Origin of the sequence: Pseudomonas sp. S3(2024), from assembly GCF_036861315.1 — a bacterium.
GTDB lineage: Bacteria > Pseudomonadota > Gammaproteobacteria > Pseudomonadales > Pseudomonadaceae > Aquipseudomonas > Aquipseudomonas putida_A.
In genome coordinates, this window is sequence record NZ_JAZAQQ010000002.1 from 550,505 (window position 1) to 577,114 (window position 26,610).

19 protein-coding genes, 5 tRNA genes, 1 pseudogene and 1 riboswitch are annotated in these 26,610 nt (G+C 59.6%); of the genes and pseudogenes, 18 read left to right on the forward strand and 7 right to left on the reverse strand.

What is annotated here, in order from left to right:
* Window positions 1–6: 6 nt before the first annotated feature.
* Window positions 7–5,052 carry a dermonecrotic toxin domain-containing protein gene (locus VLA07_RS07235; protein ID WP_333988770.1) on the reverse strand — a complete coding sequence of 1,682 codons (5,046 nt, stop codon included), beginning with the start codon at window positions 5,050–5,052 and terminating at the stop codon, window positions 7–9.
* Between the two features lie 310 nt (window positions 5,053–5,362).
* On the opposite strand from VLA07_RS07235, the gene VLA07_RS07240 reads away from it, so the two are divergent.
* From VLA07_RS07240 to astE, 7 genes are all read left to right on the forward strand, one after another.
* Window positions 5,363–6,583 (forward strand): aspartate aminotransferase family protein, encoded by a 1,221-nt coding sequence (locus tag VLA07_RS07240; protein ID WP_027612637.1) that lies wholly within the window; start codon window positions 5,363–5,365, stop codon window positions 6,581–6,583.
* A 201-nt stretch (window positions 6,584–6,784) separates the two neighbouring features.
* Window positions 6,785–7,804, forward strand: coding sequence for an arginine/ornithine succinyltransferase subunit alpha (aruF, locus tag VLA07_RS07245; protein WP_025112905.1), 1,020 nt, complete (start codon window positions 6,785–6,787; stop codon window positions 7,802–7,804).
* 51 nt (window positions 7,805–7,855) lie between these two features.
* The gene (astA, locus tag VLA07_RS07250) at window positions 7,856–8,881 is read left to right on the forward strand and encodes an arginine N-succinyltransferase (RefSeq protein ID WP_027612638.1); all 1,026 of its coding nucleotides are present in this window, start codon (window positions 7,856–7,858) and stop codon (window positions 8,879–8,881) included.
* Window positions 8,878–10,347 carry a succinylglutamate-semialdehyde dehydrogenase gene (astD, locus tag VLA07_RS07255; protein ID WP_333989076.1) on the forward strand — a complete coding sequence of 490 codons (1,470 nt, stop codon included), beginning with the start codon at window positions 8,878–8,880 and terminating at the stop codon, window positions 10,345–10,347. The genes astA and astD overlap by 4 nt, the downstream gene beginning before the upstream one ends.
* A 163-nt stretch (window positions 10,348–10,510) precedes the next feature.
* A complete protein-coding gene (gene astB / locus VLA07_RS07260) occupies window positions 10,511–11,857 on the forward strand; it encodes an N-succinylarginine dihydrolase (RefSeq protein WP_096795019.1) in 1,347 nt (448 codons plus the stop codon).
* 57 nt (window positions 11,858–11,914) lie between these two features.
* Entirely contained in the window at window positions 11,915–12,205 is a 291-nt protein-coding gene (locus VLA07_RS07265) for a topoisomerase II (protein ID WP_134787124.1), read from the forward strand.
* A 12-nt stretch (window positions 12,206–12,217) separates the two neighbouring features.
* Window positions 12,218–13,228 carry a succinylglutamate desuccinylase gene (astE, locus tag VLA07_RS07270; protein WP_333988773.1) on the forward strand — a complete coding sequence of 337 codons (1,011 nt, stop codon included), beginning with the start codon at window positions 12,218–12,220 and terminating at the stop codon, window positions 13,226–13,228.
* Window positions 13,229–13,378: 150 nt separating this feature from the next.
* Here the strand turns inward: astE and VLA07_RS07275 are convergent, their stop codons facing one another.
* Window positions 13,379–13,888, reverse strand: coding sequence for a 6,7-dimethyl-8-ribityllumazine synthase (locus VLA07_RS07275; protein ID WP_047599675.1), 510 nt, complete (start codon window positions 13,886–13,888; stop codon window positions 13,379–13,381).
* 101 nt (window positions 13,889–13,989) lie between these two features.
* Window positions 13,990–14,161, reverse strand: a riboswitch (FMN riboswitch).
* Between the two features lie 290 nt (window positions 14,162–14,451).
* Between VLA07_RS07275 and ltaE the strand changes: the two genes are divergently transcribed.
* From ltaE to VLA07_RS07315, 8 genes are all read left to right on the forward strand, one after another.
* Entirely contained in the window at window positions 14,452–15,456 is a 1,005-nt protein-coding gene (gene ltaE, locus VLA07_RS07280) for a low-specificity L-threonine aldolase (RefSeq protein ID WP_333988776.1), read from the forward strand.
* Between the two features lie 146 nt (window positions 15,457–15,602).
* Window positions 15,603–18,221: an alanine--tRNA ligase gene (alaS, locus tag VLA07_RS07285; protein ID WP_333988777.1), complete on the forward strand. Its 2,619-nt coding sequence runs from the start codon at window positions 15,603–15,605 to the stop codon at window positions 18,219–18,221.
* A 90-nt stretch (window positions 18,222–18,311) separates the two neighbouring features.
* Window positions 18,312–19,553, forward strand: a complete 1,242-nt coding sequence (locus VLA07_RS07290) for an aspartate kinase (RefSeq protein ID WP_025112914.1) — start codon at window positions 18,312–18,314, stop codon at window positions 19,551–19,553.
* 188 nt (window positions 19,554–19,741) lie between these two features.
* Window positions 19,742–19,930: a carbon storage regulator CsrA gene (csrA, locus tag VLA07_RS07295; RefSeq protein ID WP_002554426.1), complete on the forward strand. Its 189-nt coding sequence runs from the start codon at window positions 19,742–19,744 to the stop codon at window positions 19,928–19,930.
* Window positions 19,931–19,992: 62 nt separating this feature from the next.
* Window positions 19,993–20,083, forward strand: a tRNA-Ser gene (locus VLA07_RS07300).
* 107 nt (window positions 20,084–20,190) lie between these two features.
* Window positions 20,191–20,267, forward strand: a tRNA-Arg gene (locus VLA07_RS07305).
* A gap of 71 nt (window positions 20,268–20,338) precedes the next feature.
* A tRNA-Arg gene (locus tag VLA07_RS07310) sits at window positions 20,339–20,415 on the forward strand.
* Window positions 20,416–20,487: 72 nt separating this feature from the next.
* Window positions 20,488–20,564: transfer RNA gene (locus VLA07_RS07315), tRNA-Arg, on the forward strand.
* Between the two features lie 18 nt (window positions 20,565–20,582).
* Here VLA07_RS07315 and VLA07_RS07320 read toward each other — a convergent pair.
* Window positions 20,583–21,101 (reverse strand): cell envelope protein SmpA, encoded by a 519-nt coding sequence (locus tag VLA07_RS07320; protein WP_247267113.1) that lies wholly within the window; start codon window positions 21,099–21,101, stop codon window positions 20,583–20,585.
* Window positions 21,102–21,422: 321 nt separating this feature from the next.
* Between VLA07_RS07320 and mgtE the strand changes: the two genes are divergently transcribed.
* On the forward strand, window positions 21,423–22,865 hold the full coding sequence (mgtE, locus tag VLA07_RS07325; RefSeq protein WP_027612263.1) for a magnesium transporter: 1,443 nt from the start codon (window positions 21,423–21,425) through the stop codon (window positions 22,863–22,865).
* 128 nt (window positions 22,866–22,993) lie between these two features.
* On the opposite strand, the gene VLA07_RS07330 is transcribed toward mgtE, so the two are convergent.
* Entirely contained in the window at window positions 22,994–23,320 is a 327-nt protein-coding gene (locus tag VLA07_RS07330) for an Arc family DNA-binding protein (protein WP_003178899.1), read from the reverse strand.
* Window positions 23,321–23,708: 388 nt separating this feature from the next.
* Between VLA07_RS07330 and phnN the strand changes: the two genes are divergently transcribed.
* The gene (gene phnN / locus VLA07_RS07335; RefSeq protein WP_333988943.1) at window positions 23,709–24,278 is read left to right on the forward strand and encodes a phosphonate metabolism protein/1,5-bisphosphokinase (PRPP-forming) PhnN; all 570 of its coding nucleotides are present in this window, start codon (window positions 23,709–23,711) and stop codon (window positions 24,276–24,278) included.
* On the opposite strand, the pseudogene VLA07_RS07340 reads toward phnN, so the two are convergent.
* Together VLA07_RS07340 and VLA07_RS07345 are read right to left on the reverse strand one after the other, a co-directional pair.
* Window positions 24,253–24,431, reverse strand: a pseudogene (locus VLA07_RS07340) (PA3371 family protein). The gene phnN and the pseudogene VLA07_RS07340 overlap by 26 nt on opposite strands.
* A gap of 20 nt (window positions 24,432–24,451) precedes the next feature.
* Window positions 24,452–24,682: a hypothetical protein gene (locus VLA07_RS07345; RefSeq protein ID WP_027612268.1), complete on the reverse strand. Its 231-nt coding sequence runs from the start codon at window positions 24,680–24,682 to the stop codon at window positions 24,452–24,454.
* Between the two features lie 294 nt (window positions 24,683–24,976).
* Here VLA07_RS07345 and VLA07_RS07350 point away from each other — a divergent pair.
* A tRNA-Arg gene (locus VLA07_RS07350) sits at window positions 24,977–25,053 on the forward strand.
* 81 nt (window positions 25,054–25,134) lie between these two features.
* On the opposite strand, the gene VLA07_RS07355 is transcribed toward VLA07_RS07350, so the two are convergent.
* Window positions 25,135–26,604, reverse strand: coding sequence for a lysozyme inhibitor LprI family protein (locus VLA07_RS07355; protein ID WP_333988944.1), 1,470 nt, complete (start codon window positions 26,602–26,604; stop codon window positions 25,135–25,137).
* Window positions 26,605–26,610 lie beyond the last annotated feature (6 nt).

Genomic DNA, 26,610 nt, shown 5'->3' on the forward strand with positions numbered 1-26,610 from the left:
TGAGCGTTACTCATCGACCCCGGAATCTTCGGACGTGGACACCTCCATTTCCGCCCGCTCGATGACGGCTTCCACGCCAAAATCGATGCGGTGCTTTCTGAAGTAGGCGATCAGCCGTTGCAGGCTCAGCTCAGAGAGTGGATTGCCCCGCAGGCTGAATTTGTCCGCACGCTCTTCTGGCAACTCCAGGATATCGCTGGGAACCTGGGTGATTGCGTTGTCGCTCAGGTCGGCGATTTCCAGGTGTTCGAGTTGCAGCAGGCCCGGTGGCAGGCTGGTGATGCCGCTGTTGTCCAGCATCAGCGTTTGCAGATGGGGCATCTGGCTGACATCCGGGGTCTCACCCAGCGGGTTATCACTCAGATCCAGGTGATCCAGGCGCTCCATTTGCGCAAGCTCAAGGGCGGCTTGAGGCGTGAGCGTCAAATCGCAGTGTGAAAGCGACAAATAGGTCAGCTCAGCCATGCGAAACACCGCCGGCGGAATGTGTTCAAGCCGATATTGATAAATCGTCAGTCCTCTGAGGCTGGCGAACGTCTCGACAAACCTGTCGATTCCAAACGTCTGACCCGGCAGGCTTCTGAGGTACAGATGCGTGACATGGCTGAAATCGGCATTGAGTACGGGCAAGTCGCCGCGGATGATTGTCGCCAGGTTCAAGTCATGCAGTGGCTGGAGGTTCTGATCCGGTTCGTCTTGCTCGGTTTCCCGGCGCCAGCACTGCTCAATGAGCGATTTGAATTCGTGACGTGCGGCGTGCTCATTCAGCACTTGCTCGATCGTGAAGGGCTCGCCACTGATCGGGTGCAAGGCAGGATGGTCGGTCGCCCAGTGGGCGAGGTTGCTACTCAAGTCGCTGTATTCACGCTCAAGCCGTGCAAGTTCGATTCGACCCTCGGCCAGGGTGCCGGGTAGCAGATAGAAAAATTCACTGGCCTGTTCCAGATCCATGTGTGTGTACAGCGCCTGTACGCGCAGCAAATCAGCCTGTTCGGCCATTACGCCGAAGTCCTGTCGGGTGTCGTTGAAATGGCTTTTGATGCGCTCCCGGTCTGCGCTGGCAATCGGATTGCCGCTCAGATCGAAGCCTTCCGGAACGTTGTTGGGCAGCTCGAAAAGGGCGGGAGACAACGACTGGATCTGGTTGTCGTTGAGCAGCGCGGTGCGCAATAGCGGGCGCGTGAGCAGGCCGGGTGGCAGTTCGGAAATGCCGGTCTCCGACACATCGATGTAATTGAGTCGGGGCATTTTTTCGACATTGGGGGTGAGTCCGAGCGGGTTCCTGAACAGGTCCAGGGTTCTCAGCTGAGTCAACGCCGCCAGTGTGGTTTGGCTCTCGGCTGTCAGGGTGATGCTGCAGTCGCTGAGAATCAGCTCGCGCAGTTGTGGCGAACGGCTGATCGACTCCGGCAGGTTGCCCAGCTGGAAATTGCGCAGCGCCAGGCGACGCAGGCCGGAGAAGCAGTTTAGAAAACCGTGTATACCCTGAGTGCTGCCGACCCCTTCGATGGTCAGGTAGTCCACGTGACTGAAGTTCACCTCAAGTTGTGGCAGCTCTCCGATGATTGACTGTGACAGGCGCAGATCGATGGTCTGCTCGGTGTTCTGCGGCAAGGAAACCTGCTGCTTCCAGCAGTCCAGAATGTCGACCCGCATCTGCCGTCGGCGATGACGCTGGATCGCATATTGCTCGGTGGTGAGGCGGGCGCCGGACTGCGGATGAACGAGGGGAATACCCTCAGTCCACGGACTCAGCACCGCGTCGAGGCGGTTGCGTTCAGTGATCAAGCGGCTCAGCTCCGCTCGCGGGCCGTTCGGATGGCGTTGCAGGCGCTCGACGAATGCATTGAGTTCCTCGGGCAGCAAGTGCGGCAGTAGCCAGTGGGCATGGGCGTGCAGCGTCGGCGTATTGGTCGGCATGCGCCGATAGCCGCTGGTACCGCCACGCAGGCGCATCACGGTGGGGTCGTAAGCGGGTTTGCGAATCGGGTTTTGCGACAACAGATCCAGCAACGCTTGACGGTCGAGCGCGTGGTCACGAATCAACTGCTTGAGCTGCAGGTCTTGCGTGATGTGGATGTTCAGCGCCGAACGTTCTGCGTCGGGCAGGGCATGCAGCAGACTTGAATACAGTGAGCCCGGCGCGCTGAGCGACTCACCGGTAGCGTCGAACGGCTGATAGTCGCCCTGTTCGGTCAGTACCAGCACTTTGCGAATGAGCGCGTCCTGCGCGCCGAGGCTGTCGATCAGTTGCCCGCTATGGCTGTAGTGCCTGAGCTCCAGTCGTATCGACGGCGACCAGCCCGGCAGCCGAGGCAAGGAATGTAGGGCCAGCCGATCGGTATCCAGATTATTGACTGTCGCTTGCAACTCCAGCCCTTCGAGGGCTCGAGTTGCGCGCACTTGCAGGCTCGTCTCCTGGGTCAGAGCGGCCAGTCTTTCGGAGAGTGTTCCACGCTGTAATTGCAGGTATTCAGCATCACTTGCCGTTTCCAGTATCGATTGCGCCAACGCCTTCGGCAGGCCGGGTTCGACATTCATCAGTATCTGTACCAGTGGGCTGGCGCCGCGCTGTAACTGACGATATCGATCCTCGAACAGGCTTTGGCGCTTGCGCTGTGCCAGCTCGGCGACGCTGCGCCGCAGGCTAGTTGCGCGGGCCTCGGCCGAGGGTGCGGGCGTATGCAGGGCTTCGCTCAAGAGCCGCCTTCGTTGCGATTCTGTCAGGCGTTGCAGACAGGTCTTGAGCAGGTCGCCATCGTCCAGTCGTGAGCCCTCGATTTGTATGAAGGGCACGTCGGCGACGGGGCTGCGCCACAGGGTTCTGCCTTGACGGTCGATCAGTTGCAGGCCTCGGTCGGCAGGCCAGTCGCCGTTGTCGAAAAGCAGTTGCAGTTGGGTGGCCGGGTCGGCCTTGAGGTAATCCTCGGCATTCGAGCTGCCAATCTGCTCGATGAACAATTGAATGTCCTGATCGATCTGCCAGCGCTGCAGCGTGTCACTGAGTAAGGGTGGCAATTGATCGCGCTCGACGTGCATCTGGCGCAGGGTGTTTTCATCGCAGCCACTGATATTCAGCAGGCGCTCCCGCAGAGCGGCGGGAAGGCGCTGCATCTGCGCACTGCTGCGGCTCAGCACGGTGGCGCGATCCCAAGCCAGTGGCTGGTCAATTTCGGTTTGCCAGGCGCCTGCGGTGTTGTGCCTGAGTGCGGGTTTGTAAGCCTCGGGGCGCGTCGGATGGTCGATGCGATGGGCGCCCGTTTCGGGGGCAAGGCTGACGGCATACAACTTGTCTTCCAGGGCCAGCAGGCTCTTGCCCAGGTGGGTTTGCAAGCCCAGTGCATCGGTTCGGATGTCTTTGGGCAGCGTGCCGGGCCACTCGTAAGGGCGCAGGTCGGGTTTCCAGTAGCGGGTCTTGCCATTGGCCGTTTTCACCGGAATGAAGCGGTCGATGAACTGGACGACATCGGCAGGCAACAGCGCGCGAAACTCGCTGACGGCGATAGCGCCGCCGGCGGCGAAAGTGCCGACCTGCACCATGGACTCCACGACGCCGATCAAATGCGCGAACGCTTCGCGGGGTTGTCCTTCGGCCCAGTCGACGATGCTTTCGAACGTCTCGTCGAGCAGTTGGTAGGCCGTGTAGGCAAGCATCAGCTCGCCGAGAAATGGCACGAATGGCAAAACGACGAACGCGACGAGGTTGAGCAACGACTGTGCGATGTCCGTGAAGGAGTCCCAGAGCGCCCAGCGCGCCTTGCGATCGACCATGGCCGTCGAGACGGCGATGACGCGGGCATCGTTGAGCATCTTGTCGAGCTTGCGCTGGTAGAGGTAAACCCACAGCTCACCCCGGATTGGGGTCGCGACGATCTGCAGAGCAGGCCGCACGGTTGGATGCTCGCGCCAGGTGGGGCGTGGATCGCCGACCGGTACGGGTTGCCAGGTGACGGGGCTGAGCGTGGCCCGCAACTGGCCGAAGAAAGCGCCGCGCTCGGCGTGGTCGATAAAACGGCTGAAGAACACCTGATAGTCCGGATCGCGCAAGCGTTGCGCCAGCTCCTCAGCGAAGGCAGCGCTGCTGGCGTATTCCTTGACCGGGTGTTGCGGGTCATCAGGAATATAAACCACGACTCGCGCTGCTGCGTGTGCAGCTTCAAGATTCGGCGCGAACAGCACGATGCCGGTCAGGCTGACTTTCATCATCGTCAACGCATGGCAATGCCACGCCTGACGATTGAGGCGCAAATGCTGCAAGCCATCGAGCAGCCCGAGGATCAGGCGATGGACATCGGCCCCCAGCAGCTTTTGCATGTAGGCCATTTGCAGGGCGGCGATCAGTGCGGCTTTGTCACTCGTGCAAACCTGTGGTTGCAGCACGGCTGCGACCAGCGGATTGCTGACGCCCAAATTGTCTTGCAGATAAGTGTTGTAGCGGCGGCCGATATCCAGCTCGCGACACAGGCGGGTGAAGGCAGGGATCGGCATCGCCTTGGGGATGTTCGGCAGCACGCTGAACTGACCGTCAGGTGAGGGCTGACTGACATAACCCGAGGCGGACTCAAAGGCGTCAGCGCTGGTCTCGCTGCTTTCAAAATTGTGCAGCGCGGCGTCCAGCAGCGAGACAGTCCAGGTGCGTGCGGCGCCGGATTTGATGCGCAGCCACGGAACATGGTCGGGCAGATACAGGCGCAGGAAGGTCTGTCTGACATCCAGTTTGAGGCCAAAACGGTTTTCTATCTCGGCGCGCAGCAGCGGTTCGGCGAACGCTTTGGCATCCTGCAGCCGGGCAAGGCTTCGTTCGACGCGGTTGTGTGCGGTCCAGTGCGCGGCATTCAGCGCGCGCAGTTTTGCATGCTCGGTGCGTGATGCCTGTTTGAGGTTGGCGGGCAGCAGCGGACTGGCCCGTTTCAATGCCGTGCGCTTGTGTGCCGCAGCCTGAATCAGCCATGTCGGGATAGCCTGGAGCAGCGGTTGATAGTGTGCGTCCTGCCGGGGTAGCAGCAGTGGGTCGGGCAGAGTCGCGGGGGCGGGTGTGGTTTCTTGAATCATGGGGTGAGGCCGTTTGCCTGGAGAAAGGTCCCTAGCAAACACCGACCGTTGATTCGATGTGCGGTACATATATACCGCACGCCACAAAACTCTCTTGATTAAGATCCCCGGTACGTCTGCGCAAATGGCGGCGTGCAGTTTAAACTGCGCCTTTGCGACGCTATATGTCGCATTGCCGTAAACCCGGGAAAATCCGGGGTTTGCGCTATAAGAAGTTGTCGCTTGGCGGCAAGGCCGGGCTGAAAACTGTCCTTACAATCCCCCCATCGCTCGCCAGTTTCAGGCGGGTGTTCCTCTTCAGGAGACTCCGATGTCCGTTGAGCACGCTGCGGTACAACGCGCCGATTTCGACCAGGTAATGGTTCCCAACTACGCGCCTGCCGCTTTCATTCCGGTGCGTGGCGCCGGTTCCCGCGTCTGGGACCAGAGCGGTCGCGAGCTGATCGACTTCGCCGGCGGGATTGCCGTAAACGTATTGGGCCACGCGCATCCGGCGCTGGTCGGTGCCTTGACCGAGCAAGCGAACAAGCTGTGGCACGTGTCCAACGTGTTCACCAATGAGCCGGCCCTGCGCCTGGCGCACAAGCTGATCGACGCCACGTTCGCCGAGCGCGTGTTCTTCTGCAACTCGGGCGCCGAAGCCAACGAGGCCGCGTTCAAGCTGGCCCGCCGCGTGGCGTTCGACCGTTTCGGCAGCGAGAAGTACGAGATCATCGCTGCGCTCAACAGCTTCCACGGTCGTACCCTGTTCACCGTTAACGTCGGTGGCCAGTCGAAGTACTCCGACGGTTTCGGTCCGAAAATCACCGGCATCACCCACGTTCCTTACAACGATCTGGCCGCGCTGAAAGCGGCGGTGTCCGACAAGACCTGTGCGGTCGTGCTCGAACCTATCCAGGGCGAGGGCGGTGTACTGCCGGCCGAACTGGCTTACCTGCAAGGTGCCCGCGAACTGTGCGACGCGAACAACGCGCTGCTGGTGTTCGACGAAGTGCAGACGGGCATGGGCCGTACCGGCCACCTGTTCGCCTATCAGCATTACGGCGTAACCCCGGACATCCTGACCAGCGCCAAGAGCCTGGGCGGTGGTTTCCCAATCGCCGCGATGCTGACCACTGAAGCGCTGGCCAAACATCTGGTCGTCGGCACCCACGGCACCACTTACGGCGGTAACCCGCTGGCGTGCGCGGTTGCCGAAGCGGTGATCGACGTGATCAACACCCCTGAGGTGCTGAGCGGCGTCAACGCCAAGCACGACAAATTCAAGACCCGCCTGCAGCAGATCGGCGAGAAGTACGGCCTGTTCACTCAGGTGCGTGGCCTCGGTCTGTTGATCGGTTGTGTGCTGAGCGACGCCTGGAAAGGCAAGGCCAAGGACATCTTCAACGCCGCTGAAAAAGAAGGCCTGATGATTCTGCAGGCCGGCCCGGACGTGATCCGTTTCGCCCCGAGCCTGGTGGTGGAAGACGCCGATATCGACGCCGGCCTCGACCGCTTCGAACGCGCGGCAGCAGCACTGACGCAAGCCTGATAGACCCTTCGGCGCCTGAGGATTCGGGCGTCGATCAAAATTTTATGCCGGACCCGATCCACTGTAGGAGTGAGCCTGCTCGCGATTGCGGTATGTCAGTCGACTCATTGGTTTCTGACAGACCGCAATCGCGAGCAGGCTCACTCCTACAAGGTCCGGTGTTTTTTCTTCTGTAAATTTATAAGAGAAAGGAGTGACACCATGCTGGTGATGCGCCCTGCGCAAATGGCTGATCTGGGCGAGGTACAGCGTCTGGCTGCGGACAGTCCGATTGGTGTCACTTCCTTGCCGGATGACGTGGAACGTCTGAGCGACAAGATCGCCGCAAGCGAAGCCTCGTTCGCCGCCGAAGTGAGTTTCAACGGCGAGGAGAGCTACTTTTTCGTCCTCGAAGACACCGCCACCGGCAAACTGGTCGGCTGCTCGGCCATCGTTGCCTCGGCCGGTTACTCCGAGCCGTTCTACAGCTTCCGCAACGAGACCTTCGTCCACGCCTCCCGCGAGCTGAAGATCCACAACAAGATCCACGTCCTTTCGCAATGCCACGACCTGACCGGCAACAGCTTGCTGACCAGTTTCTACGTGCAGCGCGAGCTGGTGGGGTCGCCGTGGGCCGAGCTCAATTCCCGTGGTCGCCTGCTGTTCGTCGCCAGCCACCCGGAGCGTTTCGCCGATTCGGTGGTGACCGAGATCGTCGGTTACAGCGACGAAAACGGCGATTCGCCATTCTGGGACGCGATCGGGCGCAACTTCTTCGACCTCAACTACGCCGAAGCCGAGCGCCTGTGTGGCCTGAAGAGCCGCACGTTCCTCGCCGAACTGATGCCGCATTACCCGATCTACGTGCCGCTGCTGCCGGATTCCGCTCAAGAAGCGATGGGCCAGGTGCACCCGCGTGCGCAGATCACCTTCGACATCCTGATGCGCGAAGGCTTCGAGACCGATCACTACATCGACATTTTCGACGGTGGCCCGACCCTGCATGCACGTGTTTCGGGGATCCGTTCGATCGCCCAGAGCCGTGTGGTGCCGGTGAAGATCGGCGAGCCGGTCAAAGGTGCCGGGCGCCAGTATCTGGTGGCCAACGCGCAGTTGCAGGATTACCGCGCGGTGTTGCTGGAACTCGATTACGCGCCGGGCAAACCGGTGACCCTGGATCTTGAAGCAGCCGAAGCCCTGGGCGTCGGTGAAGGTGCCAGCGTGCGCCTGGTGGCGGTTTAACGCCTTAGCGAGTTTCACGGGTGGCGAAGGCGGCCCGTTTGAGGAGATAGCATGATTGTTCGTCCCGTACGCAGCAGCGATTTATCCGCGCTGATCGACCTGGCCCGCAGCACCGGCACCGGCCTGACCACCTTGCCGGCCAACGAAGAGCGCCTGACCCATCGGGTCGGCTGGGCCGAGAAGACCTTTCGCGGCGAAGCCGGCCGTGGCGATGCGGACTACCTGTTCGTGCTCGAAGACGACAACGGTCGCGTGGTGGGGATTTCCGCCATCGCCGGCGCGGTCGGTCTGCGTGAGCCGTGGTACAACTTCCGCGTCGGCCTGACCGTCAGCGCCTCGCAAGAGCTGAACATCTATCGCGAGATTCCGACGCTGTTCCTCGCCAACGACCTCACCGGCAACTCCGAGCTGTGCTCGCTGTTCCTGCATGCCGATTACCGCACCGGTCTGAACGGCCGCATGCTGTCCAAGGCGCGCATGCTGTTCATCGCCGAGTTCCCTGAGCTGTTCGGCAACAAGATCATCGCCGAGATGCGCGGCGTCTCCGATGAAGCCGGACGCTCGCCGTTCTGGGAGAGCCTCGGTCGGCACTTCTTCAAGATGGAATTCAGTCAGGCCGATTACCTGACCGGCGTTGGCAACAAGGCGTTCATCGCCGAACTGATGCCGAAATTCCCGCTGTACACCTGCTTCCTGTCGCCGGATGCGCGCAACGTGATCGGTCAGGTACACCCCGACACCGAGCCGGCGCTGGCGATGCTCAAGAGCGAAGGTTTCAGCTATCAGGGTTACGTCGACATCTTCGACGCCGGCCCGGCCATCGAGTGCGAAACCAGCAAGATCCGCGCAGTCCGCGACAGCGAAGCGCTGGTGCTGGCGATCGGTACACCGGGCGATGACGCCACGCCGTTCATCATCCATAACCGCAAGCGCGAAGACTGCCGCATCACTGCTGCGCCGGCCCGTCTGGCCGCTGGCACGCTGGTGGTCGATCCGCTGACCGCCAAACGTCTTCAACTCAACGCCGGCGATCAAGTGCGCGCCGTGGCGTTGTCTGCTGCTCGGGAGTCGAAATAATGAATTCGCTATACATCGCAGGTGAATGGCTGGCCGGTCAGGGCGAAGCCTTTCAGTCGCTGAACCCGGTGACCCAGCAAGTGCTGTGGTCGGGGGAGGGCGCGACTGCCGCTCAGGTCGAGTCGGCCGTGCAGGCTGCGCGTCAGGCCTTTCCGGGTTGGGCGCGGCGTTCGCTGGACGAGCGCATCAGCGTGCTCGAGGCCTTCGCCGCCGCCCTGAAAAACCACAGTGACGAACTGGCCCGCACCATCGGTGAGGAAACCGGCAAACCGTTGTGGGAAGCCGCGACCGAAGTTACCAGCATGGTCAACAAGATCGCGATCTCGGTGCAGAGCTACCGCGAACGTACCGGCGAGAAGAGCGGCCCGCTGGGCGACGCCACCGCCGTGCTGCGCCACAAGCCACATGGTGTGGTGGCGGTATTCGGCCCTTACAACTTCCCCGGCCATTTGCCGAACGGGCACATCGTGCCGGCGCTGCTGGCCGGTAACAGCGTGCTGTTCAAGCCAAGCGAGCTGACGCCGAAAGTCGCCGAGCTGACGGTCAAGTGCTGGATCGAAGCCGGTCTGCCGGCCGGCGTGTTGAACCTGCTGCAAGGTGCTCGCGAAACCGGTATCGCGCTGGCGGCGAACCCGGGCATCGACGGTCTGTTCTTCACCGGTTCGAGCCGTACCGGCAATCACCTGCACCAGCAGTTCGCCGGGCGTCCGGACAAGATCCTCGCGCTGGAAATGGGAGGCAACAACCCACTGGTGGTCGATCAGGTGGCTGATCTGGACGCGGCGGTGTACACGATCATTCAGTCGGCGTTCATCTCCGCCGGTCAGCGCTGCACGTGTGCGCGTCGTCTGCTGGTGCCGCAAGGCGCATGGGGCGACAGCCTGCTCAAGCGTCTGGTGGAAGTCAGCGCAACGATTGAAGTCGGTGCGTTCGATCAACAGCCGGCGCCATTCATGGGCTCGGTGATTTCCCTTGGCGCGGCGAAAGCGCTGATGGATGCCCAGCAACACCTGCTGGCCAATGGCGCGGTGTCGTTGCTGGCGATGACTCAGCCGCAAGCGCAGTCTGCCTTGCTGACCCCGGGCATTCTGGATGTGACCGCCGTGGCCGAGCGTCCGGACGAAGAACTGTTCGGCCCGTTGCTGCAAGTGATTCGCTACGCCGATTTCGCTGCGGCGATCGCTGAGGCCAACGACACCGCTTATGGCTTGGCGGCTGGTTTGCTGTCGGATTCCGAAGATCGTTATCAGCAGTTCTGGCTGGAAAGCCGCGCCGGTATCGTCAACTGGAACAAACAGCTGACCGGTGCGGCGAGCAGCGCGCCGTTCGGCGGCGTCGGGGCTTCGGGCAACCATCGCGCCAGCGCCTACTACGCGGCGGATTACTGCGCGTACCCGGTGGCCTCGCTGGAAACCCCAAATCTGGTGTTGCCTGCGGCCCTGACGCCTGGCGTGAAAATGGCGTAACGGCCATCGCGAGCAGGCTCACTCCTACAGGATTTGTGTCGTACGCAACATGTGTGTTCCCCGCCAAACCTGTAGGAGTGAGCCTGCTCGCGATAGCCGCGACGCGGTCTGACTGAATTGTTACTTGAAGCCTATAACAACAGATTCTCGTGGAGCCTCGCTGATGAAATCCTATGAAGTCAATTTTGACGGTCTAGTGGGGCCGACCCATAACTACGGCGGTCTGTCCTACGGCAACGTCGCGTCCCAGAGCAACAGCCAGCAATCCTCGAACCCGAAGGAAGCGGCGCTGCAAGGTCTGGCGAAAATGAAAGCGCTGATGGAAATGGGCTTTCAGCAAGGCGTGCTGGCGCCGCAGGAGCGTCCGGACGTGGCCGCGTTGCGCCGTCTGGGTTTCAGCGGCACCGACGCGCAAGTGATCGAGCGCGCCGCGAAGGAAGCCATGCCGTTGCTGGTCGCCAGTTGCTCGGCATCGAGCATGTGGGTGGCCAACGCCGCCACTGTCAGTCCGAGTGCCGACACCGCTGACGGTCGCGTGCATTTCACCGCCGCCAACCTCAACTGCAAGTACCACCGCAGCATCGAACACCCGACCACCAGCCGCGTGCTCGGTGCGATGTTCGCCGATCAGCAGCACTTCGCCCATCACGCCGCGTTGCCGGCGGTGGCGCAGTTCGGTGACGAAGGCGCAGCCAACCACACGCGTTTCTGCCGTGAGTACGGCGAGGCCGGTGTCGAGTTCTTCGTGTTCGGTCGCAGTGCGTTCGACAACCGTTACCCGGCACCACAGAAGTACCCGGCGCGCCAGACCCTAGAAGCGTCGCAAGCGGTGGCGCGTCTGCACGGTCTGCGTGACGAGGGCGTGGTCTACGCGCAGCAGAACCCGGCGGTGATCGACCAGGGCGTATTCCACAACGACGTGATCGCGGTGGGTAACGGCGAGGTGCTGTTCTATCACGAGGACGCGTTCCTCGACACCGAGCAGATGCTGGCCGAGTTGCAGGGCAAACTGGCCAAGGTCGGCGGCAAGTTCCAGTCGGTCTGCGTGCCGCGTTCGGCGGTCACCGTGGATGACGCCGTGCGTTCCTATCTGTTCAACAGCCAGTTGCTGTCGCGTCCTGATGGCTCGATGCTGCTGATCGTGCCGGAAGAATGCCGTGGCAACGAGCGCGTGTGGAACTACCTGCAAGGGCTGACCAGCTCCGGCGGGCTGATCCGCGAAGTGAAAGTCTTCGACCTCAAGCAAAGCATGCAGAACGGCGGTGGACCGGCGTGCCTGCGACTGCGCGTCGCGCTCAACGAAACCGAGCTGGCGGCGGTCAACCCAGGGGTTATCATGACGGCCCCGTTGTACGGTTCGTTGACCGCATGGGTTGAAAAGCACTACCGCGACCGCCTGAGCGAAACCGATCTGGCGGACCCGCAGTTGCTGCTTGAATGCCGGACGGCACTGGATGAACTGACGCAAATCCTTAAACTGGGCGCGGTTTATCCATTCCAGATCAATTGATGGCCGGCGCGTTGCCTGAATACGGCGCGCGGCTTGTCTCCCCAAGAGAGTAAAAACATGAGCGATTCCCTGCAGCTGATCCTTGAAGACACCGACGGCACGCAACTGCAAACCTCGTGCACCCGCGTCGCGGTCATGTGGCAAGGCAAAGAGCTGTGGATCCAGCAGGACGGCCGTGGCCAACTGCTGATCGGCGTGGACGTCGAGGAAGGTGACGAAGAGTACGCCAACCTGCTGCTGCGCCCATTGGCGACTAATCTGGTAAGTCTGCAACTGGAAATGGAACCGGCTGAAGTCGGCGACGACGAAGACCACGTGCACGGCCCGGATTGCAACCACGATCACTAAGGAAACCGCTCTATGCTCGCCCTCGGCAAACTGCTTGAACTGACCCTCGCCGGCCGCGAACCGGCGGAGAAGACTCAACTGACTGTCGAAGGCGTGCGCATGCGCTGGTTGAGCGAGGGTGCGCTGGAAGTCCGGCCTCCCGAAGCGCGTGACAATGGCCTGGACCTGCTGCTGTCGGCAGGCATCCACGGCAATGAAACAGCGCCGATCGAGTTGCTCGATCGGCTGCTGCATGACATCGCTCGCGGGGATCTGAAGCCGCGTGCACGCATTCTGTTCCTGTTCGGCAACCCGGAAGCGATTCGCAAGGGCGAGCGCTTCGTCGAGCAGGACGTCAATCGGCTGTTCAACGGCCGGCATGAACAAACCAGCGGTTCCGAAGCCATCCGCGCCTGCGAGCTGGAACGGCTGGCGGCGAGCTTCTTCAGCCTGCCGGATCGGCAGCGCCTGCACTACGACCTGCACACCGCCATTCGTGGTTCGAAGATCGAGCAGTTCGCGCTGTATCCGTGGAAGGAAGGTCGCCAGCATTCGCGCCGCGAGCTGGCGCGTCTGCGCGCCGCCGGGATGGAAGCGGTGCTGCTGCAGAACAAGCCGTCGATCGTGTTCAGTTCCTACACCTACGACAAGCTCGGTGCCGAGGCTTTCACCCTGGAACTGGGCAAGGCGCGGCCGTTCGGGCAGAACGAAGGGGTGGATGTTTCACGTCTGGAAACTCGTCTGAAGCAGATCATCGAAGGCAATGAGCCGGATCTGGCAGCAGAGGGACTGGATGGTTTGCAGCTGTTCAGCGTCGCCCGGGAAATCATCAAGCACAGCGATGCGTTCCGCCTGAACCTGCCAGCGGACATCGAGAACTTTTCTGAATTGGATGTGGGTTATGTGCTGGCCGAAGATCTGGCCAATACCCGCTGGGTCATCGAGGAAGAGGGTGCGCGGATCATCTTCCCTAATCCCAAGGTCAAGAACGGCTTGCGTGCCGGCATCCTGATCGTGCCGACCACCGACGAACACTTATCCTGAGAACACCTCAGACCCCATGTGGGAGCGGGCTTGCTCGCGAAAGCGGTGTGTCAGTACACAGATTCGTCACTGACACGCCGCTTCGCGAGCAAGCCCGCTCCCACATTTAGATTTGAGTGAGGTTTGGGGCCGCGCTCGACCCAGACAGACTCAGACCGCTACAGCACGCGGCTCACTGCGACGCAGCGCACGAACCTTCTGCAGCGTATCCGCGCAAGTCCGCGCCGCTTCCTGACCCTTGTGCACGAAATGCTCGAAGAAGAATTTCTGATGTTCTTCACCGGCATGGAAGTGATGCGGGGTCAGGGACACCGAGAACACCGGCACTTCGGTTTCCAGTTGCACCTGCATCAGGCCGCTGACCACTGACTGGGCAACGAATTCGTGACGATAGATGCCGCCATCCACGACCAGAGCGGCCGCGACGATGCCGGCATAACGCCCGGTTTTGGCCAGCAACTTGGCGTGCAGGGGCATTTCAAAGGCGCCGCCGACTTCGAAGAAGTCGATGTCCGATTCCTGATAACCTTGAGCCAGCATTTCGGCGACGAAGCCCTTACGGCTCTGGTCGACGATTTCCTTGTGCCAGCAGGCCTGGATGAACGCGACGCGCTCGCCGTGAGGGTGTTTGGTTTTGCTGTCGATAGCGGTGGGTTGCATGTTCTGACTCCTGTTTGTGTGAAAAACAGGGCGTTATGAATCGAAAGGGATTCAAGGGTACGCACGAGCACACAAGCGCGCGGGCGGCCCTTTGGTGTCAATCCCGTTCTCTCTTCATCCGGACTATGACCGTCGGCCCCGGAATCACACCGGGTCTGCTGACCTTGCCGCCGATCACAGCCTTTGCCGTGTTCGTCGCCAAGCGCTCGCGGGCTATGCGCATTGCGCGCAATTACCGCCGGTGGGGAATTGCACCCCGCCCTGAGAACGTTTTTGCCGCCCTTTCTCGGGCGGCGCAGCGTTTTTATCACATATTTTCCGGCCTTGCACAGAACCTGTGGGAGCGGGCTTGCTCCGGGCGGCGTTCCGACGAAGGCGGTGTGTCAGCCAATCAATTTGCCGGCTGACACACCGCCTTCGCGAGCAAGCCCGCTCCCACATTGGGTTGTGTCCTTCAAGGAGTAATGTGCTTTTTCTCATTCAAGGGTTGATTAATCGGCGCCATGACCGCAGTAATTCACCTTCGAAAAGGGATTTCCCCTGCTGACTCTGAGGCCAGGTTCATGAGCGTTATCGATCTTCGCAGCGACACCGTCACTCAACCGACTCTTGCCATGCTCGACGCGATGAGTGCGGCGGCTACCGGTGACGACGTGTACGGCGAAGATCCGACGGTCAATCGTCTGGAAGCCGAATTGGCGAAAAGGCTGGGTTTCGCCGCCGCGCTGTTCGTGCCGACCGGCACCATGAGCAATCTGCTGGGCCTGATGGCGCACTGCGAACGTGGCGACGAATACATCGTCGGCCAGCAGGCGCACACCTATAAGTACGAAGGGGGTGGCGCGGCGGTACTCGGCTCGATCCAGCCGCAGCCGCTGGAAGTGCAGGCCGACGGTTCGCTGGATCTGGCTCACGTAGCGGCCGCGATCAAGCCGGATGACTTCCACTTCGCCCGTACCCGGCTGCTGGCGCTGGAAAACACCATGCAGGGCAAAGTGTTACCGCTGGAGTATCTGGCCCGCGCGCGCCAATTCACGCGGGAGCACGGTCTGGCCCTGCATCTGGACGGCGCGCGGCTGTACAACGCGGCGGTCAAACTTGGGGTGGATGCCCGCGAGATCACGCAACATTTCGATTCGGTGTCGGTGTGCCTGTCCAAGGGGCTTGGCGCGCCGGTGGGTTCGGTGCTGTGCGGTTCAGCCGAGTTGATCGGCAAGGCCCGCCGCCTGCGCAAAATGGTCGGCGGTGGCATGCGTCAGGCCGGGTTGCTGGCGGCAGCGGGGCTGTATGCGCTGGATCACCACGTTGAGCGCCTGGCGGATGACCATGCCAACGCCCGGTTTTTGGCCGAAGGCTTGCGCGAGGCCGGGTTCAGCGTCGAGCCGGTGCAGACCAACATGGTCTACGTGCAAATGGGCGATCAGGCCGAAGCGCTCAAGGTGTTTGCCGCCGAACGCGGGATCAAGTTGAGCGCCGCGGCGCGCTTGCGCATGGTCACGCACATGGACGTCAGTCGCTCGCAAATCGAGCAAGTGATCGCGACATTCGTCGAGTTTTCGCGCAAGTGACAGGGTTAGCCGTCCAATTGACCGTTACTATCGTATAAACACGCTGTACCCCGCGCGAAGGGCCGATATAATGCGGCCCTTTGCCGTCGTTTCGTCTGTTGACGTTTCGTACAGGCCTTTGGCCGCAGCCTCCGTGGAAGAACCTAATGAAAAGCGCAGAAATCCGTGAAGCCTTCCTTCGCTTCTTCGAAGAGCAAGGCCACACCCGTGTAGCCTCCAGCTCTTTGATTCCGGGCAACGACCCAACCCTGCTGTTCACCAACGCGGGGATGAACCAGTTCAAGGACTGCTTCCTGGGCCAGGAAAAGCGCGCGTACACCCGCGCAACCAGCAGCCAGAAGTGCGTGCGTGCCGGTGGCAAGAACAGCGACCTGGAAAACGTCGGTTATACCGCTCGTCACCACACCTTCTTCGAAATGCTCGGTAACTTCAGCTTCGGTGACTATTTCAAGCACGACGCGATTACCTTCGCCTGGACCTTCCTGACCGGCGTTCTGAAACTGCCGAAGGAAAAGCTCTGGGTCACCGTCTACGCCTCCGACGACGAAGCGTATGACATCTGGACCAAAGAGATCGGTGTGCCGGTCGAGCGCATGATCCGCATCGGCGACAACAAAGGCGCGCCGTACGCGTCCGACAACTTCTGGACCATGGGCGATACCGGCCCGTGCGGCCCGTGCACCGAGATTTTCTACGATCACGGCGAGCACATCTGGGGCGGCCCACCGGGTTCGCCGGAAGAAGACGGCGACCGTTACATCGAGATCTGGAACAACGTGTTCATGCAGTTCAACCGCACCGCCGATGGCGTGTTGCATCCGTTGCCAGCGCCGTCGGTCGACACCGGCATGGGCCTGGAGCGGATCAGTGCGGTGATGCAGCACGTCAATTCCAACTACGACATCGACCTGTTCAAGAACCTGCTCAAAGCCTCGGCCGAAGCGATCGGCTGCGAGAATGGCGACCAGTCGTCGCTGAAAGTGGTGTCCGACCACATCCGTTCCTGCGGTTTCCTGATCGCCGACGGCGTGCTGCCGTCCAACGAAGGCCGCGGCTACGTGCTGCGCCGGATCATTCGTCGCGCCTGCCGTCACGGCAACAAGCTGGGCGCTACCGGCAGCTTCTTCTACAAGATCGTCACTGCGCTGGTCGCCGAGATGGGCGAAGCCTTCCCGGAACTGAAGAAGCAGCAGAGCAACATCGAGCGCGTACTGAAGGCCGAAGAAGAGCAGTTCTCCAAGACCCTGGAGCACGGCTTGAAGATTCTCGAACAGGATCTGCTGGAACTCAAAGGCACCGTGGTGCCGGGCGACGTGGTGTTCAAACTCTACGACACCTACGGTTTCCCGATGGACCTGACCGCCGACATCGCTCGCGAGCGCGGCCTGACCGTCGACGAAGTCGGCTTCGAGCGTGAAATGGAAGCCCAGCGTGTTCGTGCGCGTTCCGCCAGCTCGTTCGGTCTGGACTACAACACCCTGGTCAAGGTTGATGTGGCCACCGAGTTCACCGGTTACAAAGACACCAGCGGTTCGGCAAAAATCGTCGCTATCTATAAAGATGGCCAGTCGGTCGACGTCTTGAATGAAGGCGAAGAGGCGGTGATCGTACTGAACCAGACGCCGTTCTACGCTGAATCCGGCGGCCAGATCGGCGACTGCGGTTTCCTCCAGGCGGGCAACGCGCGTTTCGACGTCCGTGATACCACCAAGACCGGCGGCGCCTTCCTGCACCACGGCGTGCTGGATTCCGGCAGCCTGACCATCGGCGCGCCAGTGGAAACCCACGTCGATGCCGAGGTGCGTCACGCGACCTCGCTGAATCACTCCGCAACTCACTTGCTGCACGCTGCATTGCGTCAGGTGTTGGGCGAGCACGTTCAGCAGAAGGGTTCGTTGGTGGATAGCCAGCGTCTGCGCTTCGACTTCAGCCACTTTGAAGCGATCAAGCCTGAGCAGATCAAGGCGCTGGAAGACATCGTCAACGCCGAGATCCGCAAGAACTCTGCAGTTGAAACCGAAGAAACCGACATCGAAACCGCCAAGCAGAAAGGCGCGATGGCGCTGTTTGGCGAGAAGTACGGCGACAACGTGCGCGTGCTGAGCATGGGCGGCGATTTTTCCGTCGAGCTGTGTGGCGGTATCCACGCCAACCGTACCGGTGACATCGGCCTGCTGAAGATCATCAGCGAAGGCGGTGTGGCATCGGGTGTGCGTCGTATCGAGGCAGTCACCGGTGCTGCGGCACTGGCCTACTTGAACGCTGCAGAAGAACAACTCAAGGAAGCGGCCAACCTGGTCAAGGGCAGCCGCGACAATCTGATCGACAAGCTGTCGGCCGTGCTGGAGCGCAACCGCGCGCTGGAAAAGCAACTCGAGCAGTTGCAGGCCAAGGCTGCCAGCGCCGCGGGCGACGATCTGTCGAACTCGGCAGTCGACGTCAAGGGCGTGAAGGTTCTGGCCGCACGTCTGGATGGTCAGGATGGCAAGGCGCTGCTGGCGCTGGTCGATCAGCTGAAAAACAAACTCGGCCGCGCAGTGATCCTGCTCGGCAGTGTCCATGAGGAAAAGGTCGTACTGGTTGCAGGTGTAACCAAGGACCTGACTGGCCAACTCAAAGCCGGTGATTTGATGAAACAGGCTGCTGCGGCAGTGGGCGGGAAGGGCGGTGGTCGTCCGGACATGGCGCAGGGCGGTGGTGTCGACGCCGGCGCACTGGATGGCGCACTGGCGCTGACCGTTCCATTCGTCGAGCAGGGTTTATAAGACGGCCCGTCGGGCCCGCAGTCTAGTGGCGGGCCCGGCGGCTGTTCGAGTGATTATTGGGCGCCCTTCATGGGCAGAGGCGGCTTTGAAATGGCTTTGATCGTACAGAAATTTGGAGGCACCTCGGTCGGCACTGTCGAGAGAATCGAGCAGGTCGCCGACAAGGTTAAGAAATTCCGCGATGCCGGCGATGACCTGGTGGTTGTGCTGTCTGCAATGAGCGGCGAAACCAACCGTCTGATCGATCTGGCCAAGCAAATCAGTGGCGACGTGCAACCGGTTCCGCGTGAGCTGGACGTGATCGTTTCCACCGGTGAGCAGGTGACGATTGCCCTGTTGGCCATGGCGCTGATCAAGCGCGGTGTGCCGGCGGTGTCGTACACCGGTAATCAGGTGCGGATCCTGACGGACAGTGCGCACAATAAAGCGCGTATCTTGCAGATTGATGACCAGAAGATTCGCGGTGATCTGAAAGCAGGTCGCGTGGTGGTTGTCGCCGGTTTCCAGGGCGTCGACGAGCACGGCAACATTACCACCCTCGGCCGTGGCGGTTCCGACACCACAGGCGTGGCACTGGCGGCTGCCTTGAAGGCTGACGAGTGCCAGATCTACACCGACGTCGATGGTGTCTACACCACTGACCCGCGTGTGGTGCCGGTCGCTCAGCGTCTGGACAAGATCACCTTCGAAGAGATGCTGGAAATGGCCAGCCTCGGTTCCAAGGTGCTGCAGATCCGTGCGGTGGAATTCGCCGGCAAGTACAACGTTCCGCTGCGCGTACTGCACAGCTTCAAGGAGGGTCCGGGCACCCTCATTACTATTGATGAAGAGGAAACCATGGAACAGCCGATCATTTCCGGCATCGCTTTCAACCGCGATGAAGCCAAGCTGACCATCCGTGGCGTGCCAGACACCCCGGGCGTGGCGTTCAAGATTCTCGGCCCGATCAGTGCCGCGAACATCGAAGTCGACATGATCGTGCAGAACGTTGCGCACGATAACACCACCGACTTCACCTTCACTGTGCACCGCAACGACTACCAGGCCGCACAGACCGTGCTGGAAAACACCGCTCGCGAGATCGGTGCCCGGGAAGTGGTGGGCGACACCAAGATTGCCAAGGTCTCGATCGTCGGCGTCGGCATGCGTTCCCACGCAGGCGTGGCCAGCCGCATGTTCGAATCCCTGGCCAAGGAAAGCATCAACATCCAGATGATCTCGACGTCGGAAATCAAGGTTTCCGTGGTGATCGAAGAGAAGTATCTGGAGCTGGCCGTGCGCGCCCTGCACACGGCTTTCGAACTGGACGCGCCGGCCCGTCAGGGCGAGTAAATCCGGTCACCTGAAGGGCGCGGTCTGACCGCGCCCTTTATTTTTTGAATGGCGCGAGCCCTGAACTGTTCTTTTGCTCGCGCTGGTCAATACTCAGGCATGTAGGGCTACGATCGCTCCGGTTGTAGGTCGGGTGCCTTTTTTTTGCAGACTGTTGTCCCTGAAATGAAATGCGTGAGGAGAAAGGTATGCTGATTCTGACTCGTCGGTGCGCAGAAAGCCTGATTATCGGTGATGGCGAAATCACCGTGACCGTGCTCGGCGTCAAAGGAAATCAAGTGCGCATCGGCGTCAACGCCCCGAAAGAGGTTGCCGTGCACCGTGAGGAAATTTACCTGCGTATAAAGAAAGAGAAGGACGAAGAACCAAGCCATTAATTTTTATCGATTTTTATGTTTGCAAACGGGGAAGAAGGTGGTTAATATACGCCCCGTGTTGCGGAGAGCTGGCCGAGTGGCCGAAGGCGCTCCCCTGCTAAGGGAGTACACCTCAAAAGGGTGTCGGGGGTTCGAATCCCCCGTTCTCCGCCATTATTTGCTTAGTACGTTGTAATCTGGCTTTTTCTGTAAGTTGTTGAATTTATTAGAAAAAGTGGTTGGAATAGAGATTAGACGGGCTATAATGCGGCGCAACAAATGCACTCGTAGCTCAGCTGGATAGAGTACTCGGCTACGAACCGAGCGGTCACAGGTTCGAATCCTGTCGAGTGCACCATTTAAGAGTTGTTTATAGCGATATAAAGAACTCGGCTTCAGCCAGTTGTGGTCTGGTTTAAAAACACAAATGCACTCGTAGCTCAGCTGGATAGAGTACTCGGCTACGAACCGAGCGGTCACAGGTTCGAATCCTGTCGAGTGCACCATTTAAGAGTCGTTTGTAGCAATACAGGCAACTCGGCTTCAACCAGTTGTGATCTGGTCTAAAAACACAAAATGCACTCGTAGCTCAGCTGGATAGAGTACTCGGCTACGAACCGAGCGGTCACAGGTTCGAATCCTGTCGAGTGCACCATATTCAAGAAGCCCGCGTTTAACGCGGGCTTTTTGTTGTCTGCGATTTGGCTTTTCCTTTCACGCATCCCTTCTCGTCAAAATCGACTTGAGCACTTCGGCCTCTTTTCAGGTCATAGCGATAGCTAGTCGTCGACGTTCGAATATTCACCTTGTCCGGTTTGCCGAGCGCGCTCTCGACATCCTGTTGGCTCATGCCGGCAATCACTCGTTGATTGATGATTGCTGCGCGGCGCTGCCTGGCATCGATCAGGTTGCCGCATTTGTCCGCCAGGCGGCCAACGATGCCCGGTTCACGTCCTCTGATTGTCATACCGGATATTTCCTCATGGTTGTGTTCCGGCATGATCGGTACGACGGATCCGGGCGAGTAGGGGTGAACCTGTTGCTCTGAAAGCTGCTCGTCGCTCGCACAGCTCAGGGTCGTGAAGGTGATGCCGCCGTCGGCAGCCTCGCAGCGGTGAAGGGTGGTGGCGGCTCCGGCGGGTGGCAGGCAGAGCAGGCTGGCGACTACAAAAAGGGATGTTCTGGATAGCATTCGACGTCCTCCATGACGGTCTACGCTCAAGGGTAGTCGCTACATTTTTCAACGCCGGTGTGTTTTCTTTTCAAGATGAGTCGTCGCATCTGCACGGGTCAGGACAGCGCTCAACTTTGTCGCGCAAGCACTTGTTTCGACCGCGATTTTTTAACGTTTAAAACCGTCAGGCGGTGTATCATTGCGCCCGTCAGCCCCGCCGGGGCTTATGGAAAACCTCCATGGACTTACCCAGTAGTTACTCAGTAGCCCGTTTCACCAATCATGAATTGACTGATTGATCCTTCCGGCGTGCCCCGCTGCTGGGAGTGGAGTTCGCCTATGTCCGAAATCGAAGTAAAGAAAACCCAGGAAAGCCTGCAGGATCGCCTGGCTCAGGTCGTTGAGCTGCTGCAGCGCCAGAAGGTCGTCGAAGACCTGACTCATCGCCAGGAAGGCGCGCACCACGACCGGGTCGAGAACCTGGTTCACCGGCAAAACCTCGTCGAGCTGCAACGCAAACTCGATGATCTGCACTCCGCCGACGTTGCCTACATCCTTGAAGCCTTGCCGCTGGACGACCGTCTGACGCTCTGGCAACTGGTCAAGGCTGATCGCGACGGCGACATTCTTCTCGAAGTATCCGATTCCGTTCGTGAAACGCTGATCGCCGACATGGACGATCACGAGCTCCTGGCTGCGGCCAAGGACATGGACGCCGACGAACTTGCTGACTTGGCCTCCGAGCTGCCGCGAGACGTCGTCCATGAGCTGATGGAGACGCTCGACCAGCAGCAACGCGAGCGCGTGCGTTCGGCCCTGTCCTATGACGAGGAGCAGGTCGGTGCGCTGATGGACTTCGAGATGGTGACGATCCGTGAGGATGTCAGCCTCGAAGTGGTTCTGCGTTACCTGCGTCGGCTCAAAGAGCTGCCGGGCCATACCGACAAACTGTTCGTGGTCGATTACGACGGCGTGCTCAAGGGCGTGCTGCCGATCAAGCGTCTGTTGGTCAACGACCCGGAGAAGCAGGTTTCTGAAGTCATGGCCAGCGATCCGGTGAGTTTTCACCCGGACGAAGACGCCTATGACGCGGCTCAGGCGTTCGAGCGTTACGACTTGATCTCGGCCCCGGTGGTCGACAAGAACGGCAAGCTGATCGGCCGTCTGACCATTGACGAAATGGTCGACCTGATTCGTGAGGAGAGCGAAAGCGAAGTCCTCAACATGGCGGGTCTGCGCGAAGAGGAAGACATCTTCGCCTCCGTCTGGAAATCCCTGCGCAACCGTTGGGCGTGGTTGGCGATCAACCTCATCACGGCCTTTGTCGCGTCGCGGGTGATCGGTCTGTTCGAAGGTTCGATCGAGAAGCTGGTGGCGCTGGCGGCGCTGATGCCGATCGTGGCGGGTATCGGCGGTAACTCCGGTAACCAGACGATCACCATGATCGTGCGTGCCATGGCGCTCGACCAGGTCAGCACCGGCAACACCTCGCGTCTGATGCGCAAGGAGCTGGCGGTGGCGTTGATCAATGGTCTGGTCTGGGGTGGGGTGATCGGTGTGGTCGCCTACCTGCTTTACGGCAGTTGGTCGCTGGGCGTGGTGATGACGGCGGCGATGACCCTCAACCTGCTGCTCGCGGCGCTGATGGGGGTGTTGATCCCGATGACGCTGGCCAAAATGGGCCGCGACCCGGCGATGGGCGCCAGCGTGATGATCACGGCCATGACCGACAGTGGTGGCTTCTTCATCTTTCTGGGGTTGGCGACGATCTTCCTGCTCTGATTCGCTGCCATACAAAAGCCCGCCGAAATGGCGGGCTTTTTTGTGCCTGTGTCTTTATTTGTGGTGAGGGTCAGATTTCAAACAAAAAAAAGCCAGCACTTAAGCTGGCTTGAGATGTTCGGTGTGGCTCAGGACGCGTCTGCGGCCATTTCGGCGTCGTGAGCGATCAGCGACACCAGGGCGTTCTGTTGACGGTGCGACAGCTGACGGAAGCGTTGCAGCAGCTCACGCTCGTGCAGCGAAAGCTCAGGGCTGTCCAGGCGCATGCTCAACTCTTCGCCCAGTGCACCTTCCTGAATAAGACTCTGCTCAAGGCGCGCAATGATTTCGGAGTTCATGCTGCGATGATGATTGCGAGCCACCTCGGCAATGCGTTCACGCATCCCGTCTGGCAGACGTACGACGAACTTGTCAGCCGTACGGCTGGAATAAATTGCCTGTTTCAATGGGCGCATATATTTAACCGGTTAGTTCAGGGGAGCGGTTCTCGGGATTGGCCGCAGGATGTGTGGTAGGACAAGCATCCGCGCCAAATGGTTCAACCTGAATTGTTAAGAGGCCCGCATCATGCCTCAAAATTGCCAGATCATTGGCGTCAATTCTGTGACAAATATTGAGCTGGGTAAAGGCGTAATGCCAGCACCAATTATCAGAAATGCGGACTGGTTTGAAAACTTTGCCTTGGTCCGCATCAATGACCGCTTCCGGGTGCACATCTGTTGATGTCCGAAGACGTCAGAACGTGCATGCTATGCGGCTTTCAATCCTTGTTCCTTACCTGTACAGGATAGTGGCAATTTGCCGATTTACTAGGGCAAACACCCGTTGGAGGGCGTTTTCAGGATGGATGGCAGGCTTATTTATCTAATGGGACCTTCCGGCTCAGGCAAGGACAGCCTGATCGAGGCTGCGCGAGAGCCTTTGCGCGAGTTGAACTGCGAAATCATCCGCAGAGTGATTACCCGATCAGCGGAATCGGTGGGTGAGGATGCCATCAGCGTGACGCCCGAAGAGTTTGAGCGACGCCAGCAAGCCGGGGATTTCTCGCTGTCCTGGCAGGCCAATGGGCTGGCTTATGGTATCCCGGCAGAAATCGACGAATGGTTGCGCGCTGGACGATCTGTGCTGGTGAACGGCTCACGCGGCAACCTGCGTCAGGCGCTTGAGCGCTATCCGACGCTGCTGCCGGTGCTGCTGACGGTCAAGGATGAGGTCTTGCGTGAACGCCTGCTCAGACGAGGGCGGGAGACGCCTGAGCAGATTGACGCGAGGCTGGCGCGCAATGCGCTGTTCAAGGACAGAAGGGCAACTGACTTGCCCGTGCATCTGATCGACAACTCGGGCGACCTGGCGGACGCCATCAAGCAACTGCTGGGCTTGATCCGTCTTAACGCAGCACCGGATCAAACTTGATCCTGCGCCCGGCCACCAGGGCCAGCACAAACAACACCGCAAACACGCCGCAGCCAATCAGGGGCAGGGTGACTGAGGTTTCCTCGAACAGCGAAAAATGCACAACGCCACTCAATAAGGCGAGGATCAGAATCCTGCGGCTGATCTGGACATGCTGTACTCCTGAAGATATTTCAAAAAACCAGACGTTCGGTGTCGCGCGTCGGCATTGCTTGCTCAGGCTCATTGACTGCCTGCGCCGCGTAGTCGCTCTGATCGCTCAGCACCGCCAACTGCGGCGCTTTCTGCACCTGCAAATAATGCGGCATACGCTGAGCCACCGGTTCAGCACTCTCTGGAACAAAATGAAAGCCAACCAAAACCGCCAGTGCGATAGCGTTTGCGAGCAGGAGAGTGCTGTTCATGGGGCGGACTCCGTTTGTGCTGTTATGAGAACAGACAAAGCAGCCGTCGTGCCAACAGTCTAACCGCTGTGAAGTCCTTTAAATACAAGGATTTGCAAGGGTTTTTCATAAGTCGCGGGTTGCAATCTGCAATGATGGCTTTTTGAGGTAGTGCAAATTGCACGGTAAATGTTCTCGCAGCATTGCAAGGCGCCTGCCTACACTTAAAAAGCCCACGGACGACATGACAAATCAGGGGCTGGCCGTTAACATGCACGCCGTCCGTCGCGCCGCGTCCGGCCGCGATAACTCAGTGTCTCAGTAGCTCAATTGGATAGAGCATCCCCCTCCTAAGGGGAAGGTTGGCAGTTCGAACCTGCCCTGGGACACCATTATTCAGAGCCTCGCCAAGGCTCGCAAAAAAGCCCCGCACAGAATGATCTGACGGGGCTTTTTCGTTTCATTGCTGCTGGCTAGTTTGCCGCGCCACCCTCGGCTTTGCCTATTGAGATGCTTACTTGAGTTATGTGGCGGCGCCCGTTAACCGTATAGCTTTGTGCCTGCTTTTCTGATCCCGGCTTTCGCAACGCCAGTTGCGCAAACAGCCCGACTTTTTCATCGTAGCTACCAAACCAATTGATTAGTCTGGCGATAAAGCAGTCGTCGCCGATGATCACCGGGAAATCGGCGACGGGTTCAACCGCGTAATAACTTGCGCCGTAACTGTAATAGTCATCGTCCCCCGGGCCTGATGGGGGGATTGGGCAGATGGGGGTCGAGTTCTTCGCCTCCGTATTTCTTATCTTGGATAAGCCTTGAATGAGTGCCTTTTGTACGGTGGGGTCCAGTTCATAGGCTGTCGGATTGTCCTGATTCGCCTGAGTGCGAGGCACGTTCAGTTCATAACCATACTCCACCGTTATCGTGGGGACGTGATGGTTGATCCGCAGGGGGTTGAGCAGATAGACCTTATCAACACCGTAAGCGCCATCTCGATAGGCGGCGTAAATTCTGTCATGCACCTTGATCCAGTTGACCGCTTGGTTGGCGCCGCGATCATTGGTGTAGAAAAGGGTGGTCTCGGCGTTGGGTTCGGTAGCAGCTTCGGCACCTCGTCTGGTGAACCTGCTTCCTGTGCCGCGCCAGGTTTCGGTGTACCAGAACAACCCGGTGCCGCCTGAGTATGTTTCAACGATCAGGTCGCGCAATCCATCGCCATCCAGATCGGTAAGGATGTAAGTCGTTTGACCCATTTCAGAGGCACCTGTGATGTTGGATGCATTCAATGCCTTCCATTCATCCTGGCTCACTTCTTTCGGGATCGTTTCGGGAAAGTGTGTTTGCTCATCATCATCGGGAACACCGGCAAACGAAGTTTTATCAAGGCTTACCGTGAATGCACCTAGAGTCTTTTCCAGAGCAAACTCGGGATCAACCTTGCTCGCCGCCCCGATACGTTGCTGCAGCTCGACCATCGCCTGTCTGTCTATCTCGTCGGGCAAGTACGCCAGCGTATCGATCCATTGCGTTTGCAATGATTCGAGCCGTTCGCGATAGCGCTGATTAAGGCAAATGACATTTTCAACGCATTGATTGCGGGTCTTTAGCCAAAGGCGCTGAGCGCCTTTAAGCTCGGTCGTTTTATCTGGCGCTGACTTCATGAGTTTGCTGTATGCAGCACCCATCTGCGCATCCAGCTCATACAATCCTTTATCCGCACAAACAGCCTTCTCCACGGCACTCGCCGCTTTCGCACAATCCATTCCTCCCGCCATTGCCTGCTGGAAAAACAGCAGCGCACAGGCGGACACGATGCAACGTCCTTTGATGTACACGAGATAAACCCTGTAGTGAAAAGATGACCCGGCGCGCAGGGTAATCGCTGCACAAGGAATCTTGAACCCCTCCACTTCAGAGAACCCCACTCCTTGCCGATAACTCATTCGGCG

Excerpts from the sequence above, each read along its gene's own strand:
- VLA07_RS07235 (WP_333988770.1), bottom strand. The coding sequence starts at position 5,052 with ATGATTCAAGAAACCACACCCGCCCCCGCGACTCTGCCCGACCCACTG.
- VLA07_RS07240 (WP_027612637.1), top strand. The coding sequence starts at position 5,363 with ATGTCCGTTGAGCACGCTGCGGTACAACGCGCCGATTTCGACCAGGTA.
- aruF (WP_025112905.1), top strand. The coding sequence starts at position 6,785 with ATGCTGGTGATGCGCCCTGCGCAAATGGCTGATCTGGGCGAGGTACAG.
- astA (WP_027612638.1), top strand. The coding sequence starts at position 7,856 with ATGATTGTTCGTCCCGTACGCAGCAGCGATTTATCCGCGCTGATCGAC.
- astB (WP_096795019.1), top strand. The coding sequence starts at position 10,511 with ATGAAATCCTATGAAGTCAATTTTGACGGTCTAGTGGGGCCGACCCAT.
- VLA07_RS07265 (WP_134787124.1), top strand. The coding sequence starts at position 11,915 with ATGAGCGATTCCCTGCAGCTGATCCTTGAAGACACCGACGGCACGCAA.
- astE (WP_333988773.1), top strand. The coding sequence starts at position 12,218 with ATGCTCGCCCTCGGCAAACTGCTTGAACTGACCCTCGCCGGCCGCGAA.
- VLA07_RS07275 (WP_047599675.1), bottom strand. The coding sequence starts at position 13,888 with ATGCAACCCACCGCTATCGACAGCAAAACCAAACACCCTCACGGCGAG.
- ltaE (WP_333988776.1), top strand. The coding sequence starts at position 14,452 with ATGAGCGTTATCGATCTTCGCAGCGACACCGTCACTCAACCGACTCTT.
- alaS (WP_333988777.1), top strand. The coding sequence starts at position 15,603 with ATGAAAAGCGCAGAAATCCGTGAAGCCTTCCTTCGCTTCTTCGAAGAG.
- VLA07_RS07290 (WP_025112914.1), top strand. The coding sequence starts at position 18,312 with ATGGCTTTGATCGTACAGAAATTTGGAGGCACCTCGGTCGGCACTGTC.
- csrA (WP_002554426.1), top strand. The coding sequence starts at position 19,742 with ATGCTGATTCTGACTCGTCGGTGCGCAGAAAGCCTGATTATCGGTGAT.
- VLA07_RS07320 (WP_247267113.1), bottom strand. The coding sequence starts at position 21,101 with ATGCTATCCAGAACATCCCTTTTTGTAGTCGCCAGCCTGCTCTGCCTG.
- mgtE (WP_027612263.1), top strand. The coding sequence starts at position 21,423 with ATGTCCGAAATCGAAGTAAAGAAAACCCAGGAAAGCCTGCAGGATCGC.
- VLA07_RS07330 (WP_003178899.1), bottom strand. The coding sequence starts at position 23,320 with ATGCGCCCATTGAAACAGGCAATTTATTCCAGCCGTACGGCTGACAAG.
- phnN (WP_333988943.1), top strand. The coding sequence starts at position 23,709 with ATGGATGGCAGGCTTATTTATCTAATGGGACCTTCCGGCTCAGGCAAG.
- VLA07_RS07345 (WP_027612268.1), bottom strand. The coding sequence starts at position 24,682 with ATGAACAGCACTCTCCTGCTCGCAAACGCTATCGCACTGGCGGTTTTG.
- VLA07_RS07355 (WP_333988944.1), bottom strand. The coding sequence starts at position 26,604 with ATGAGTTATCGGCAAGGAGTGGGGTTCTCTGAAGTGGAGGGGTTCAAG.